Source organism: Streptomyces sp. NPDC041191 (assembly GCF_055591945.1).
Genome location: NZ_JBVIZC010000004.1, coordinates 101366 through 116927, shown reverse-complemented (window position 1 = coordinate 116927; position 15562 = coordinate 101366). Strand labels below are relative to the sequence as shown.

Annotated in this window: 12 protein-coding genes, 1 tRNA gene and 1 pseudogene; 5 read left to right on the top strand and 9 right to left on the bottom strand. The window is 73.8% G+C overall.

The window, feature by feature from the left end:
• Positions 1–63: 63 nt before the first annotated feature.
• Entirely contained in the window at positions 64–285 is a 222-nt protein-coding gene (locus ACZ6AQ_RS09370; protein WP_468758705.1) for a hypothetical protein, read from the top strand.
• 71 nt (positions 286–356) lie between these two features.
• Here the strand turns inward: ACZ6AQ_RS09370 and ACZ6AQ_RS09365 are convergent, their stop codons facing one another.
• The 3 genes from ACZ6AQ_RS09365 to ACZ6AQ_RS09355 all read right to left on the bottom strand — a co-directional run bounded on the left by ACZ6AQ_RS09365 (position 357) and on the right by ACZ6AQ_RS09355 (position 3943).
• A complete protein-coding gene (locus ACZ6AQ_RS09365) occupies positions 357–1169 on the bottom strand; it encodes a phosphatase PAP2 family protein (protein WP_468758703.1) in 813 nt (270 codons plus the stop codon).
• Positions 1170–1266: 97 nt separating this feature from the next.
• Complete coding sequence (locus tag ACZ6AQ_RS09360; RefSeq protein ID WP_468758701.1) at positions 1267–2244, bottom strand: YihY/virulence factor BrkB family protein; 978 nt, start codon at positions 2242–2244, stop codon at positions 1267–1269.
• Positions 2210–3943: a bifunctional phosphatase PAP2/diacylglycerol kinase family protein gene (locus ACZ6AQ_RS09355; protein ID WP_468758699.1), complete on the bottom strand. Its 1734-nt coding sequence runs from the start codon at positions 3941–3943 to the stop codon at positions 2210–2212. The genes ACZ6AQ_RS09360 and ACZ6AQ_RS09355 overlap by 35 nt, the downstream gene beginning before the upstream one ends.
• 159 nt (positions 3944–4102) lie before the next feature.
• Between ACZ6AQ_RS09355 and ppk2 the strand changes: the two genes are divergently transcribed.
• Both ppk2 and ACZ6AQ_RS09345 read left to right on the top strand, forming a co-directional pair.
• Positions 4103–5098 (top strand): polyphosphate kinase 2, encoded by a 996-nt coding sequence (gene ppk2 / locus ACZ6AQ_RS09350; RefSeq protein ID WP_388700153.1) that lies wholly within the window; start codon positions 4103–4105, stop codon positions 5096–5098.
• Positions 5099–5353: 255 nt separating this feature from the next.
• A complete protein-coding gene (locus tag ACZ6AQ_RS09345; RefSeq protein ID WP_468758698.1) occupies positions 5354–6334 on the top strand; it encodes a TIGR03557 family F420-dependent LLM class oxidoreductase in 981 nt (326 codons plus the stop codon).
• Between the two features lie 202 nt (positions 6335–6536).
• Here the strand turns inward: ACZ6AQ_RS09345 and ACZ6AQ_RS09340 are convergent, their stop codons facing one another.
• The gene (locus ACZ6AQ_RS09340; protein WP_468759247.1) at positions 6537–7577 is read right to left on the bottom strand and encodes a LacI family DNA-binding transcriptional regulator; all 1041 of its coding nucleotides are present in this window, start codon (positions 7575–7577) and stop codon (positions 6537–6539) included.
• 419 nt (positions 7578–7996) lie between these two features.
• On the opposite strand from ACZ6AQ_RS09340, the gene ACZ6AQ_RS09335 reads away from it, so the two are divergent.
• The gene (locus tag ACZ6AQ_RS09335; protein ID WP_468758696.1) at positions 7997–10471 is read left to right on the top strand and encodes an RICIN domain-containing protein; all 2475 of its coding nucleotides are present in this window, start codon (positions 7997–7999) and stop codon (positions 10469–10471) included.
• An 84-nt stretch (positions 10472–10555) separates the two neighbouring features.
• Here the strand turns inward: ACZ6AQ_RS09335 and ACZ6AQ_RS09330 are convergent, their stop codons facing one another.
• On the bottom strand, positions 10556–11596 hold the full coding sequence (locus tag ACZ6AQ_RS09330) for a vWA domain-containing protein (RefSeq protein ID WP_388700160.1): 1041 nt from the start codon (positions 11594–11596) through the stop codon (positions 10556–10558).
• Between the two features lie 121 nt (positions 11597–11717).
• Positions 11718–12833 (bottom strand): AI-2E family transporter, encoded by a 1116-nt coding sequence (locus tag ACZ6AQ_RS09325; protein ID WP_468758694.1) that lies wholly within the window; start codon positions 12831–12833, stop codon positions 11718–11720.
• Between the two features lie 144 nt (positions 12834–12977).
• Between ACZ6AQ_RS09325 and ACZ6AQ_RS09320 the strand changes: the two genes are divergently transcribed.
• A tRNA-Val gene (locus tag ACZ6AQ_RS09320) sits at positions 12978–13052 on the top strand.
• Between the two features lie 765 nt (positions 13053–13817).
• Here ACZ6AQ_RS09320 and ACZ6AQ_RS09315 read toward each other — a convergent pair.
• From ACZ6AQ_RS09315 to ACZ6AQ_RS09305, 3 genes and pseudogenes are all read right to left on the bottom strand, one after another.
• Positions 13818–13972: pseudogene (locus tag ACZ6AQ_RS09315) on the bottom strand (DUF488 family protein); the annotation flags it as partial.
• A gap of 52 nt (positions 13973–14024) precedes the next feature.
• Positions 14025–14246 carry a hypervirulence associated TUDOR domain-containing protein gene (locus tag ACZ6AQ_RS09310; protein ID WP_468758692.1) on the bottom strand — a complete coding sequence of 74 codons (222 nt, stop codon included), beginning with the start codon at positions 14244–14246 and terminating at the stop codon, positions 14025–14027.
• Positions 14247–14393: 147 nt separating this feature from the next.
• Positions 14394–15494, bottom strand: a complete 1101-nt coding sequence (locus ACZ6AQ_RS09305) for an NUDIX hydrolase (RefSeq protein ID WP_468758690.1) — start codon at positions 15492–15494, stop codon at positions 14394–14396.
• Between the last annotated feature and the right edge of the window lie 68 nt (positions 15495–15562).

Genomic DNA, 15562 nt, shown 5'->3' with positions numbered 1-15562 from the left:
GGTAGCGGCACGCGTACGAAAGGGACGTACGCGACAGAGGGAAGCAGAGGAAAGAGGAGACGCATGGCGCACCACCACCCCACCGGGAAGAACGCGGACCGTCCGCGCACCGCCGCCGAGGAGGTCCTGGCGGAGTTCGAGGAGGCCGAGACGGACGTACGGGACGACGCCCGCTCCGGCGACGGCGAAGCCGCCGACGCCCTCACGCCCAGCCGGAGCGCCCAGGAGGACGCCCGGCGGCGCGCGGAAGACCACCGGACGCACCGCCCGGAGGGAGAAGCCTGACGGCCGGCCCCCGGAGACCGGGCCGCGCGACGGCCCGGTGACGCCCCGGACCCCGGTGACGCCGCCCCGCGTCACCGGGGTCCGGGGCGTTCGGCCGGCTCCGGCTCCGGGGTGTCCGTCGTGAGCTCGGGCTCCAGCCCCTCGGCCGGCGTGGTGCGGGGACGCCCCACGTCGCCGCGCCACGCCTCGAAGGCGAACGCGGTCGCGGTGACCACCGCCGCCCCGAGCAGCCAGCCCCCGACCACGTCGCTCACCCAGTGCACGCCCAGCGCGACCCGCGTGTAGCCCACGCCGAGCACCGCCACCGCCGCCAGGACCCACGGCAGCGGCCGCCACGAGCGCGGGACCAGCGGGAGCAGGACGAGCAGCAGCACGGCACAGGAGGTGACGGCCGTCATGGCGTGCCCGGAGGGGAAGGAGAAGCCGGGCGCGTGGGAGACCGGGTCCGGCAGGTGCGGCCGGGCGCGCTCGACCGCGTTCTTCACCAGCAGCCCCACCAGCCCGCCGGCCGTCGCGGTGACGGCCGCCCAGGCGGCCAGCCGGACGGCCCGCCGCCACAGGAGCCACACCACCACCGCGGCCACCAGGAGCCGCATGGTCAGCGGCCCCCACGCGACGTGCGTGAGGAAGTCCAGCACCCGCACCCAGGCGGGATGCTCCAGCGCGGAACGGTGCAGCCGCTCGGCCACCCCCTGGTCGAGGCGGTGCAGCGGGGCCCAGTGCGACTCCACCAGCACCAGCGCGAGGGAGAACGGGACGGCCGCCAGGGCGGTGAGGGCGGTGCCCGCCAGCAGCCGCGCGCCGAACCGGGCGTCGGGCCCGCCGTGCCCGGCGGCGAGCCGCACGAGACGACGCCACCGGGGCCGGGGGGAACGCTCTGTCATGGTCGTACGGTTCCTTTCCGATGCGGGGGAGGGGAGGGACGGCAGGGGCGGGGGCCGGGGCGGACCTCCCGGCCCGGGGAGACGCGGGCGCCCCGGCTCACACCCCGGGGTCCTCGGTGACCGGCGAGGCCACCCCCGCCCGCACGGCCTCCAGCTGGGCCGCGAAGGACAGCCCCAGGAAGAGCGCGAGCGAGGTGAGGTAGGACCACAGCAGCAGTGCCATGAACGCGCTCAGCGGCCCGTACACGGTGGTGAAGGAGCCGCCCGAGCCCACGTACAGGCTCAGCGCCCACGTCGCCCCCAGCCACAGCACCAGATGGACGGTGGCGCCGAACGCGAGCCAGGTGTGGCCCGGCTGGGCGCGCCGGGGCGACCGGCGGAAGATGACGCTGGTGGCGATCACGGCCAGCAGGATCCCGACGGGCCAGCGCAGCACGTCCCAGGCGCGGTAGGTGCCCGGAGCCAGGTGGTAGACCTCGGTCAGGGCGCGGCTCAGGTCGGACCCGAGCACGGTGAGGCAGAAGCTCAGCCCGAGGGGCAGCCCGGCCAGGACCGCCATCAGGAGGCCCCGGACGTACTTGTGGAGGAACGGGCGGTCCCGCTCGACGCCGTAGATCCGGTTGGCCCCGCGCTCCACCTGGCACATGCCGGTGGTGACGTTGGAGACGGAGAACAGCAGGCCGAGCCAGAGGGCCGCCGCGCCGCCGTCCCCGGCGTGCCGGCGGCTCTCCCGCAGGGCGTCGTCCACGACGTCCTGGCTGGGGCCGCTGATCCGGCGCACCGTCAGCTCGACGATCCGGCCGATGTCCTCGGTGTGCAGCACGCCGGACAGCCCTATGACCGCGATCCCGAAGGGAAGTATCGCCAGGACGGTCTGCAGGGCCAGGGCGCGGGAGTGGCTGAACCCGTCGGCGTAGCGGAACCGGACGAAGGAGTCCCGGACGAGGGGCCAGCCCCCGTGACGGCGCAGCGCGGCCCACGCCTCCTCGCCGGACAGGGTCTCGCCCCGGAGGCGCAGCTCGGCCTCCAGGGCCTTGACCTCACTGCGCTGCGGTACGCGCGTCGCGGTGCCCATGCGCCTCCCCCTCCTTCTCGGCTCCGGCCGCCGGGCCGGTCAGCGCCGGCGCGGGCAGGCACACCCGCAGCGCCCCCGGTTCGACCTCCGCGGTCAGCCGGGTGCCCGCGGGGAAGACGTCGCCGTCCACCTCGCGCGGCTGGGGACGGGTGAACCGGAGGTCGACGCGGGCCGCCCCGAAGTACTCCAGCGCGCCGTGCGCGACGGGCCGCTCCCGGGCACCGGACGCGTGCGGCGCCCGCCCGCCCGGTACGCGGGTGACCAGGTACCCGGCGGCGGCGAGCCAGCCGGTCACCCCGCGCGGATCGAGCAGGACCACCTCCAGCCGGCCGCTGTCGGGCCGCGCCCCGGGCAGCAGCGGCAGCCCGCCCTGGAGGGTGCCGACGTTGCCGATGACGACCATGCGGGCGCGCCGCTCCAGCGGGGCGCCCCCGTCGAGCCGGATCGACAGCCGCATCCGGGGGTCCCGCAGGTGCCGCACGGCCGAGAGGGCGTACGCGGGCCACCCCAGGTTCTTCTTGAGCCGCGCCGAGGCGTCCTGCACCATGGCCGCGTCGAACCCGGCGCCCGCCATGACCGCGAACCGGGTCGGCACCAGCCCGTCGCCCTCGATCCGGCCCACGTCGAGCCCGGCGGTCCGCCCGGACAGGCCCTCGCGCAGGGCGGCCACGGGATCGGCCGGCAGCCGCAGGTTGCGGGCGAGGAGGTTCCCGGTGCCGCACGGGACGATCGCCAGGGGGATCCCGGTCCCGGCCAGCACGTCGGCGCAGGCGCGTACGGTGCCGTCCCCGCCGCAGGCCACGACCAGGACGGCGGGACCGGCGTCCGGCCCGTCGGTGCCGCTGCCGGTCAGGTGCGCGAGCAGGGCACCGGCCGGCGCCTCGGGCGTCGTCTCCGTCCACCGCTGCTCCGCGTACCCGTGGTGGAGCAGCACGGCCCGCACCCGGGCCGCGGTCTCGTCGCCGCACCCGTGCGGATGGCGCACCACCACGGCCCGCCCCGCCGCGCGGACGGCCGGGACCGGGACGCCGGCCTCGTCCCGGGAGCGCGGCGGCAGCAGCGCGATCGCCAGGAGCACCAGCGTGCAGGCGCCGTTCAGCAGCCCGGCCGCCACGTCGGAGGGGTGGTGCATGCCCCGGTACACCCGGGAGAACGCCACGGCCGGCGGGACCAGCAGGAGCAGCGCCACCACGACGTGCCGCCGGGTGCCGCGCAGGTTCCGGGCCGCGAGCACGGCCAGCCCCCCGAAGAGGGCCGTGGCGGCCCCGACGTGACCGGAGGGGAAGCTGGACGTGGGCGGCGCCCCGTCCAGGTGGGGCACACCGGGGCGGTCGCGGTTCACGACGAGGGTGACGAGGAGGAAGATGGCGGACTGCGCCGCCACGGACAGGGCCAGGAAGGCGGCCTCGCGCCAGCGGGGCCCCCTGGGCACCCACAGCAGGGCGACCGCGCACAGGAACGTCACCACGATCACGCTCTGGGTGTCGGCCAGCAGGGACAGCCAGTCGGTGAACGTGGTGGCGGCCGGGGTGCGGTGGGCGGCCAGGAACCGGTTGACGCCGTCCTCCTCCGACAAGGGCCGGAGATCCGCCAGCGGTCCGGTCACCAGCAGCCCCAGTCCGGCCACCACGGCCACCTGCACGGGCAGCAGCAGGAGCGGGAGGCCGGGTCTGCCCCCCGTGTCGTGTGCGTTCGTCATTGCGGCCGTGTTACCCGCCGGGAGCGAGTCATGCGCACACCGCCGCACGCCCGCCGCGACGGGCGCGGCCCGGCCCTGCCGGCGGCCCCGGACCGGTGAAAACGGCCGCAGCGGGTACAGGCGCAGGAGCGAACAGGACGACGAGCGGAACGGGGTGCCATGACCGACGTGGACAGGACCGGCGACGGGAGCGGAGAGCGGGACCCGGCCCCCTCCGGACCGGACCTGCTCGAAGGGCTCAGCGTGGACACCACCCGGCCCGAGCAGCCCGTTCTGCTCAGCGCCGCCGGCGAGCCCATCCGCACGTGGCGGGAGAACTACCCGTACACGCGGAAGGTGCGCCGCGCCGAGTACGAACGGCAGAAGCGCATCCTGCAGATCGAACTGCTCAAGCTGCAGCGCTGGGCCAAGGACACCGGTGCCCGGATCGTGGTGCTGTGCGAGGGCCGGGACGCCGCCGGCAAGGGCGGCACCATCCAGCGGTTCACCGAACGGCTCAACCCGCGCAGCGCCCGGATCGTCGCCCTGGACAAGCCGACCGAGCGCGAGGCCGGGCAGTGGTACTTCCAGCGCTACGTGGCCCACCTCCCGGGGCCCGGCGAGATCGTCTTCTTCGACCGCTCCTGGTACAACCGGGCGGGGGTCGAGCGGGTGATGGGCTTCTGCACCGAGGAGGAGTACCGGCTCTTCCTCCACCAGTGCCCGCTGTTCGAACGCATGCTGGTCGAGGACGGCGTCCACCTGGTGAAGTTCTGGTTCTCCGTCTCCCGGTCCGAGCAGCGCACCCGTTTCGCCATCCGCCAGGTCGATCCGGTGCGGCAGTGGAAGCTCTCGCCCACCGACCTCTCCTCCCTCGACCGCTGGGACGACTACACCGCCGCCAAGGTCGCCATGTTCCGGGAGACGGACACCGACCACGCCCCCTGGACCGTGGTCAAGAGCAACGACAAGCGGCGCGGCCGCCTGGAGGCCATGCGCAGCCTCCTGGCCCGCGTCGACTACGCGAACAAGGACGAAAAGGCGGCCGGTACGCCCGATCCGCTCATCGTCGGCGCGGCGGACACCCTCCTCGAACCGGGGGAGGAGATGACCGACCTCTCTCCCACCCCCCTGGTCCCGGCCCGGAAGGGCCCGGGGGAACACCCGGGCCGCTGACCGCGCGGAGACGCCCGGGGCGCCCCCCCCGGCCCCCCCGGACGACCGGCGCGCGGTCGCGCGATGCCGGACGGCGGGAGAAAGTGGACCGGTGCGTGCCGTGCGGACCGGCCCCGGGCGACGGCCCGGCGCGTGCCGTGCCGGACGGACGCCGCGAACGGGCCGGAGCCCCTCCCGGACGCGTCACGGGGAACCCCGCCGGGGCGCGGCGGGCGCGCCGGGACGCGATCGGCGACAGAGAGGAACGAACGACAGATGGAAATCGGCTACAAGCTGTCCGCGGAGGCGTTCGGGCCGGGCGAACTCGTCCGGCAGGCCGTCGCGGCCGAGGCCGCGGGCTTCGACTTCGTGGAGATCAGCGACCACTTCCACCCCTGGCTGGACAACCAGGGCCACTCGCCCTTCGCCTGGACGGTCCTGGGCGCCATCGCCGCCAGGACCGAGCGCATCGGTCTCGCGACCGGCGTGACCTGCCCCTCGATCCGCTACCACCCGGCGATCATCGCCCAGGCGGCGGCGACCCTCTCCCTGGTGTCCGACGGACGTTTCGTCCTCGGCGTCGGATCCGGCGAACGCCTCAACGAGCACGTCGTCGGCCGCGGCTTCCCCGACACCGTCCGGGCGCGCCACGAGCTGCTGCGCGAGGCGCTGGAGATCATCCGCCTCCTGTGGAGCGGCGGCTACCGTTCGTACGAGGGCAAGCACCTGAGGCTGGCGGACGCGCGGGTCTTCGACCTCCCGTCCGAACTCCCGCCGATCGCCGTGGCCGCCAGCGGCCGCAGCTCGGCGCGGATCGCCGCCGAACTCGGCGACGGGCTCTTCGCCACGGAGCAGAAGCCGGAGATCGTGCGCCACTACCGCGAGGCCGGGGGCACCGGCCCCGGGTACGCGGAGGTGCCCATGGCCTGGGCGGAGGACGAGCACACCGCGGCCCGGGAGGCGCTCAGGACCACCCGGTGGGCCCTCTCCGGCTGGAAGGTCATGAGCGAACTGCCCAACCCGGTCAACTTCGAGGCCGCGACCACCACGGTCCGCGAGGAGGACATCCTCGCCAAGTTCGCCTGCGGCTCCGACCGGAACCGCTACCTGGAAGTCGCCCAGCAGTTCGTCGACGCCGGTTTCGACCGGCTGGTGATGCAGAACGCGGGCCCGGACCCCGACGGTTTCATGGACTTCTACCAGCGGGAACTCGACGGACCGCTCCGCCGCATGACCCCCGGGGCCGCGGTGTCCTGACCGGCCGCGCGGGACCGGTCGGCACCACGGGAGGGACCGCCGGCGCGCGGGACGGGCCCCGTGGGCGTCACCGCCCCGGACACCGGCGCGCGACCGCCCCCGTGGGCGTCACCGTCCCGGACGCCGGCGCCCGCGACCGCGTTCCCCTCCCCGGCACGCCCCGGACGGCCCTCGGTGCCGCCGGGGCGCCGCCGTACGCGCGTCAGCTCCCCCGGACGGCCCGGCCCCGGACCGGCCGGGCTCCGGGACCGCCGCGGGCGGGCGGTGCCGTGCTCTCGCGGACGACGAGCCGCGGCAGCAGGAGACGGCGGCGCCGCTCGGCGGGCCGGGCACCCCCGGCCGCGTCCAGGAGCACCCCGACCGCCTCCCGCGCCATCTCCCGCGTGGGCAGGACCACACTGGTGGGGGCGGGACGCGTGAGCAGCCCCTCCGGCGTGTCGTCGTGGGCGACCACCGACAGGTCTCCCGGGACCGAGTACCCCCTGCCGCGCGCGGCTTCGAGGGCCCCGACGGCGAGCACGTCGTGCGTGGCGAACAGCGCGGTCGCCGCCGGCCCGGCCTCCAGCGCCTCCAGGGCCGCCGCGATCCCGCCCCGGAACGACGGCTCCGGCACCAGGCGCACGGCCCCGTCGGGGATCTCCAGCCCGTCCTCGGCGAACGCGCGGCGGAAGCCGTTCACCCGCATCGCGTGCGCCGGGCTCGCCAGGACGGCCACGTCCTCGTGGCCGAGCTCCCGGAGGTGACGCCCGGCGAGGTACCCCCCGTGCTCGTAGTCGACGGTGACGACCGGGAAACCGGCGGGAACCCGCGTCTCCCAGGCGCACAGGACGACGGGGAAGCGGGTGCGGGACAGCGGCGGGAGCTGGTCGGTCAGCCCCTGGTCGCCCGCGATGAGGAGCGCGTCGACCGACCGGCTGGTCAGCCCGGCGAGATGCCTCCGGGCGCGCGCCCCGTCGCGGCGGGTGGTGCAGAGCAGCAGACGGTGGCCGCGCTCCTCCAGGACGTCTTCCACCTCCTCGACCAGCTCCGCGTAGAAGGCGGTGGACACGGTCGGGACGAAGAGGCCCACCGTCCGGGTGCTGCCCGTGGCCAGGGAGCGCGCCACCAGGTTGGGGACGTAGCCGAGTTCGGCGATGGCCGCCCGTACCCGCGCCTCCGTGACCGGCCGTACGGCGACGCGGCCGGAGAGCACGTTGGACACGGTCTGCTTGGTGACGCCGGCACGTTCGGCCACGTCCCGCATCGTCACCATGGACCACCCCGGCTTCACCGATCGGAAGGCGACCGCAAAGTACCGCGCCCCCGGAGCGAGGTCAACGCACCCCCGCCCCACGGCCGTCCCCGCCACCGGGCCCCCTTCTCCGCAGGGGTGAAGTTTTGCGTTCCGCGGCCTTGTTTTACCGGTCAAATGAGCCGTACGGTCCCCCCAGCCGACGGCCGGCGGCTCCCGCGACCCGGGCCCGCCGACGCGGCACGACCCGTCACGCCACGGACCGGAACACCCGCTCCGGTCCGGACCCGGCCGCCGGCCGGACCGCGCCGTCCCCTCCCGCACCTCCGGCGCGCCCCTCCCGCGACCCCGCGCACGACCGCCCTCCCCGGGGACGGCGGGCCATTCACGAAGCCGCTCCCCCCTGCGGCCCCTCCGATCAGGGAGTACCCGTGACCACTCCTCGCAACAGACTGACCGGCGCGCTCGCCGCCGTCGCGCTGGTCCTCACGGGCGGCGCCGTGCCGACGGCGTCGGCGGCCCCGACCGCCGCCGCCTACACCGTCACCGTCGGGGCGAAGGGTTCCTGGACCACCCCGGACGACACCCCCGCCGGTACGTACATCGACAAGGACGGCACCTTCTACTTCCAGCAGTCCCACGCCCTCTACGGCGCGAAGGACCCGCGGAAGTGGACCTTCTACACCGGCACGAACCTCGACACCGCCACCCGGTCCGCCACCCTCAGCGACGCGGTCGACCCGGCCAACTCCAACGACCGGAACAACGACACGACATGGCGCTGCAACAACAGCCCGACCGGTGTGGAAGCCACCCCCGCGCCCTCCACCACCTCCTACGCGCACCGGAACTACTGCGACCTGGCCGGCGTCTGGGTCGATCCCGACACCGGTGACTGGTACGGACTCGTGCACAACGAGTTCACCCCGCAGCCCTTCGGCGACGGCATCCACTACGACGGCGTCGACTACGCCGTCTCCAGGAACCAGGGCCGCACGTGGACCATCAAGGACCACGTCATCACCTCGCACCACAGCACCAGACGCGGGGACACCGCCGCCTTCCCGCAGCAGACCTACCACTACGGCACCGGCGACCAGCGGCTGTTCGTCGACACGGCCTCCGGCTACTTCTACGCCTTCTACGGCTCCCGGATCGTGAACAAGGGCGGCGGCTGGGCCGCCTTCTACGGACACGTGGCCCGCGCCCCGATCTCCGCGAAGATGGCCCCCGGCTCCTGGCGGAAGTGGTACAACGGCGCCTGGACGGAGCCCGGCGTCGGAGGCCGCGAGAGCACCATGGTCCCGGTCGGCTCCGGAAGCACGACGGGATACGTCCCGCCGTCGAAGGAGTACGACCCGGCCAACACCGGGACCGTCGCCCAGCAGGTGGCCGCCGGCCTGACGCCCCCGACCTCCCCGCTGTTCGTCATGGACATCACCTACAACGCCCACCTCGGCCTGTACATCGGACAGCCCCAGGCGGTCGACCAGAGCGGCAACACCCCCCAGGAGATCTACGCCACCAAGGACCTGACGACCCAGAAGTGGTTCCGCCTCGGTGACACCGGCGCCCACCGGAACGCCTCCTGGTACCGCTGGTTCCTCGACAGCGGCAACAGGACCGCCTCCGGCCTCGTCGGCAGGAACTTCCGCTCGTACTGCTCCTTCGGCTGCTCCGGCGGAGCGAGCGGCGAGTACGTCAACCTGACGATCGACACGACCGAACCCGCGGCCCCGGTCGACACCTCCCGGGCGTACCGCATCACCAGCGCCGACGGGCGCGTCCTGGCCCAGGTCTCCGGCGACCCGTCCACCACCTCGCTCGCCGCCGCCACCGGCTCCGCCCTGGAGTCGTGGACCTTCACCTCCAACGGCGACGGCTCCCACCGCATCACCAACTCCGCCACCGGCCGGCTCCTCGGCGTCGGCGCCACCTCCACGAGCACGCGCGCCTGGGGCACCAGGCCCACCGTCACCGCCCCCGGAACCGGCGGGCCCACCGTCGGACAGCAGTGGTTCGTCATCCGCGGCACCTCGCCCGCCGACGGCACCGCCACCGGCACGTACAAGATCGTCAACCGCTACAGCGGCCTGGTCATCGGCCTCTCCGCCGACCCCGCCCGCCCCGCCGAGACCACCCCCGTCCGCAGCTGGACCAACACCACGGGCAACGCGGTCGGCGGGACCCGCACCGGCGGCGAACAGACCCTGAGCCTCACCCCCGTCGCACAGGCCCCCGAAACGGTGACGGTCGTCAACCCGGGCGACCGGACCACCGAACCCAACAAGGCCGTCTCCCTCCAGCTGGAGGCCACCGGCCCCGCCGGGAAGCCCCTGACCTTCACGGCCACCGGCCTGCCCGCCGGCCTGGCCATCAGCAGCGGCGGCCTGATCACCGGCGTCCCCACCAGGGAGGGAACATCGACGGTCACCGTCACCGCGTCGTCCGGCAGCGCGAGCGGCACCGCGACCTTCACCTGGGTGGTCACGGCCTCCCTCGACGGGACCCACACCCTCACCACCGGGGGCAAGGCGCTCGACGTCCCCGACCACAGCACCACCGCCGGGACCCGGCTCGTCGTCTGGACGCCGACCGGCGGCGCCAACCAGCGCTGGACCTTCACCCGGCAGACCGACGGCACCTACGAACTCAGGAACGCCGAGTCCGGCCTGTGCGCCGACGTGGAGAGCGGCTCCGCCGGCGCCGGGGCGAGGGTCATCCAGTGGACCTGCACCCGCGGCGCCAACCAGCGCTGGACCCTCACCCGCCGGAGCGACGGCACCCACACCCTCGCCTCCGCCGCGAGCGGACTGCTCCTGACCGCCGCGTCCTCCGGCGACGGCGCCTCCGTCACCCAGCAGCCCGACACCGGCGCCGCGCTCCAGCGGTGGACCGTCGGCTGACACCACGACGGGTGTGACCGGCCGCCGGGACCCGCGCACCGCACGGGTCCCGGCGGCTCCCGGCCGCGCCGGACCGTGGGGGCGTCAGACCATGAGCAGGAGCCGCGTGTTCGGTACGAGCTTCCGGTTCACACTGGTGCTCTGCACGAAGATCGTGAACTCGTCGTTGTGGTCCGGCTTGACGCGTACCTCCACGTCCGGCAGGCCGAGCAGCGCACGGGCCTCGGGCCCCGTGTACACCCGGTCCGTCTTCTTCTCGAGGACCGCGATCCGCTTCCGCGCCTGGACCTTCTCCGCCTTGCTCAGCTGGTAGAACGCGCACCCGGTGCGGTAGGTGTGCCCGGACTCGACGACCCGGTCCCGGATCGCCACGTCCTGGGCCACCGGTATCAGCTCGTACGCCGACGGCTCCACCGGCGTGAGCCCGGCCGCCTCGACGGTGTCCTTGTTGACCGCCTCCGCACCGGTGGAGAACACCGCCCGCGAACCCCGGATGCCCTTGGTGCGGCCCACCATGAACTTCTCGGTGGCCTCCTGGATGACCTGCCCGGCCTCCTCCAGGCCCCGGGTGCTCGTGGCGTCCCAGACGGCGATGTTCTCCTGCGGGAAACCGCACTGCATGGCCTCGCGCCTGCCCATCTGGTCCGGCACGAGAACGGCCAGCGTCCAGTTGTCCTGCTGCGCCCGGATCATCCCGGCCACGGCCTCCACCAGCTCGCGCGGCTTCGTGGAAGGGGCGTCCGGGGAGCGGTGGCTCGCGTTCTCCTGCCCGTCGGTCAGCACGAACGTCAGGAAGCTGTGGTCGCCGTACAGTTGCGCCGTCTGCGCCAGCTCGTGCTGCGACTTCAGCGCGGCCGCCAGCAGGGCCGTCATCCCGCCGACCCGGTACAACTCCTTCAGCGACGGCATCCGCAGCACGTCCTTGTCGTAGATGACGCACTCCACCGTGTCCGCGAAGACGTACACCGTGACACGGGTCTCCTGGTCCAGCTCCCTCGACCGGCGGGCGAGGTACGCGATCTGCTGGTCCGCGACCTCCACGACCTTGCGGCTCAGGTGCGACATGGACGAACTGGCGTCCAGGACAAGGGCGACGTGGTTGATGTAGTTCTGGTTTCCGGACATGACGGTTTCCCCCTCTTTCCGACGTGGTGCTTCCAGCCTCCCATCCACCACTGACAATCGATCTTGGGCGCGGACCGGAGGGGGACCCCGCCGCGCGGGGTCCCCCTCCGGTCCGCGGGCCTCACGGTGCGACGGGGGTGCCGTCCCGCTCCGGGGCCGGTTCCCGCTCCGGTCCCTCCTCGCCGAGCTGCTCGCGCAGGTAGTTCCAGACCACCGCGATCAGCGCGGCCACCGGGACGGCGAGCAGGCTGCCCACGATGCCCGCGAGGCTGCCGCCGAGCGTCACGGCCAGCAGTACGACGGCGGCGTGCAGACCCAGGCCACGGCTCTGGATCATCGGCTGGAAGACGTTGCCCTCCAGCTGCTGCACCACCACGATGATCGCCAGGACGATCAGGGCGTCGGTGGGACCGTTCGACACCAGGGCGATGAGGACCGCGACCAGACCGGCGAAGAGCGCGCCGACGATCGGCACGAACGCGGAGACGAACGTCAGCACCGCCAGGGGCAGTACCAGCGGAACGTCGAGGACCCACAGGCCGATGCCGATGAAGACGGCGTCGAGGAGGCCGACGAACGCCTGCGAGCGGACGAAGGCGCCCAGGGTGTCCCAGCCGCGGGCCGCGACGACGGCGGCGTCCGAGGCGAACCGGCCCGGAAGCTGACGGGTGAGCCAGGGCAGGAAACGGGGGCCGTCCTTGAGGAAGAAGAACATCAGGAACAGCGCCAGGAAAGCGGTCACCACACCGTTGAACACGGACCCCACGCCGGTCGCCACCGCGGTGACCATGCTGCCCATGCTGTCCTGGACCCGGGCGACCGCCGTGTCGAGGGCGCCGCTGATCTGGTCGTCACCGATGTTGAGCGGCGGTCCGGCGGCCCACGCGCGCAGCCGCTCGACACCGGCGGTCACCCCGTCGGCCAGCTCCCCGGACTGGGAGGCGACCGGCACCGCGATCAGCGCGACGATTCCGACGACGACCAGCAGGAACAGGACCGTGACGGTGGCCGAGGCGAGGGCGGGGGGCCAGCCGCGCCGGCGCAGGAACCGCGTCGGCGGCCAGGTCAGGGTCGTGAGGAACAGGGCCACGACGAGGGGCCACACCACCGGCCACATGTAGCCCAGAAGCCGCAGGGCGACGGCGGCCATCACCAGGACGAGCAGTGACTCGCCGGAGAAGCGGGCCGCCGTGCGCAGCGCGGCACGGGATTTGGCGGAGCTCAATATGGCAGACATGACGGCCACTGTATTGACCCGTCGCCCCGCCGTTCCCCTCCCCGAAGCCGTCGGCGTGCTGCCCCGCCACCGCCCCCGCCGTCCGTTGCGGGCAACCCCCGGCCCGGGGCCCGTGGTTCGGGAGGGGGTAAGATCTTCGGCAAGGCGGGGTCGTAGCACAGAGGTAATGCGCCGCGATGACATCTCGGAGGACGCCGGTTCGAATCCGGCCGCCCCGCCCCTTCACCGTCCCCGGACGCGGCAGTGTGCGCCGTCCGGGCTCCCGCCGGCGCGGAGATCCGCCGGAACCGGTCGCCGCGCCCCCTCGCTCTCCGCCGCGAACCCCCTTGGACACCCGGGGAGTCGGCTTTCGTTCCGGCGCCCGGCGGGCGGGACGTGCAGACATCGATCGCGCCGCCCGTGCCCCCCCCGCACCGCCTTCGCTCGGACGGGCCGCCGTATGCGTCGCCGGCCGGAACCGCGGTCACGGTCGGTGCGGGATGCGCCTCCCTCGGGTACGGACACGACCGAAGCGCCGCGAACCTCCCCGGAGTAGTTTCCCGTCGGGTTCCGGTGCAGAAAATCTGTCGTGGCGAAGGTAGACATTGGCGGGTGGTGGGGTTAGTGTTCTGTTCGTAGCCAAGGAAGTCCGAAGGGCGCGGCAGGGACGTATTGCCGCGTGAGCAGGTTCAGCAGGTGCGGAACGGCGGTGGGGTGGTGGAGCCGGGTGTGATGGGTTCCTCCGCCGGCCGCCGGGCCGGGCGGTCCCAGGGGCCGCGCAGCAGTGCCCGTTGGTGGAGTGAAGGAAAGAAGAGGTAAGGAGCGGACGCCATCAGGATCGCCCGGGCGTACGCGCCCGGGTACCGCAGGCCCCGGATGGGAAGGTGGTCCCCGGTCACACAGCCGCGATCCCCGCTCCTTCGCCCCGGTGGGCGCAGGGGAGCGGAAGAAGAAGGCCGGTGCGGTTCGGCCGGCACATGGTGGTGAAAGCTCGGGGCCCGGGCGCCGGTGACGGCGACCGGGCCCCCCGACGATCGCCTCCTGGTTCCACTGCGGGAACTTCCGCGACGACGGGAACGCGCGGACATCGACCAGAAAGGTGACCTCGCTCTCCCGCAGATCGACACCAGCTCGTCGAAGCCGCGCGTCGAATGTCCCACCGTGCAGATCCGGTTCGTCGTCCCGCCGTCCGTCCGGGGGAGCGCGCCACCGTCACGAAGGGGTCCGCGACTTCGTCAGCGCGCCGCCCTTGTGCAGGGCGATGTGACCGGTCCTGTCACTCCTGATCTCGTACTGGGGATCGTCCTCGGTGCACCGGTGCGTGTGTCCCTTGTACTCCACGTCCTCCGTGTGCTTCCGGATGATCTCCCCCTCCACGAACCCGGCCTCGGAGTTCCACCGGACGTGGTCTCCCACCGAGAACTTCTCCGGCATGTCCCTTTCCTTCCTCTCGCGTTCCCTCCGGCGAAATCGTTCCTTACCTGGACGATAGGACGACAGCGGTACGAGGGGCCACTCGTCGCGCCCCGCCCCTCCACGGACCCGGCCTCCGGACCCGGGGCCGGAGACCGGGCGGGGGCGTCAGGTGGTGAGGTCGGTGTCGTCCGCCGGTTCGGTGACGGGCCGGCGTACGGCCCTGGGGATGCCGAGCCGGGCGCGGGCCCGGTGGACGGCGGCGAGCTGGTCGGTGGTCTGCGGACCCCGGTCGAAGAGTTCCAGGGCCTGCTCGGGCGCGGCCAGGATCCGGATGCGGGCGCGGCCGGTGACCGGATCGACGGGCGGGGGACCGAGGCGGGTGAGCGCGGCGGCGTGACGGAGACGGACACCCGGCTCGCCGGGCCCGGAGAAGTGCCCGAGGAGCAGCGGTTCGCCGAACTCGGCCGCGGCCTCCTCGCGGGCCTTCCGGCGCAGTGCGAGCAGCGGGTCCTCGCGGTCCCCGGGCCCGGGAGCGCCTCCGGGCAGAGAGGCCGTGCCCGTGTCCGGGTCCAGCAGCACCAGCACACGGCCGTCCGGCGCGAACAGCCACCCCCGGGTCCGGCACACGGGAAGGTGCTCCGGGGCCGGGCCGGCGCGGAAGGAGAGACGGGACCGGGCGCGGGCGGTGCGCAGGACGCCGGCCCGGTCCAGGACGGTGGGGGCGATCGGGAGGCCGTTCTCCAGGAGCGCGGGGCCGGCGGCGTTGACGCGGGCGCGCAGGGCGGACAGCGTGCGGCGGACGTCGCCGGGGGCCATCAGGTCGGGCAGGCGGGCGGGTTCGGCGAACTCGACGCTCTCCACCTCGCCCTCGGGGAGCCGGATGGCGGCGATCCGCTCGTCGTTCCACACGCCGCCGTCGTAGACGTGCAGGATCTCGCCGGGGAACCGGACGGCGGGGCGCGTGAGGGCGTGGTCGGGGGAGATCCAGTCCACGGCGAGACCGCGGTCGACGGCCAGGGTGACGCCGAGTTCCTCCCGCACCTCGCGCGCGGCGGCACGGGAGGGGGATTCGCCCTTGTCGACGGCGCCGCCGGGCAGAAGGCAGGTGTCGCGGTAGTCGACGTGCTGGACCAGGACCCGCCCGTGGCGATCGGTGATCAGTACGGAGGCCCCGGCCCACAGGGCGGCCGAGGCGCGCAGGATCCCGTACTCCTCGTCGGTCATCGACGGGTTCGGCGACTCGTCGGGAGCGGGCGTGGTGGTCATCTCTGTCTCCGATCGTGCGGTGGTACCGGGGCGCTCCGGTCTGCCGTTCGGTGCCGGTCGGACGGCAC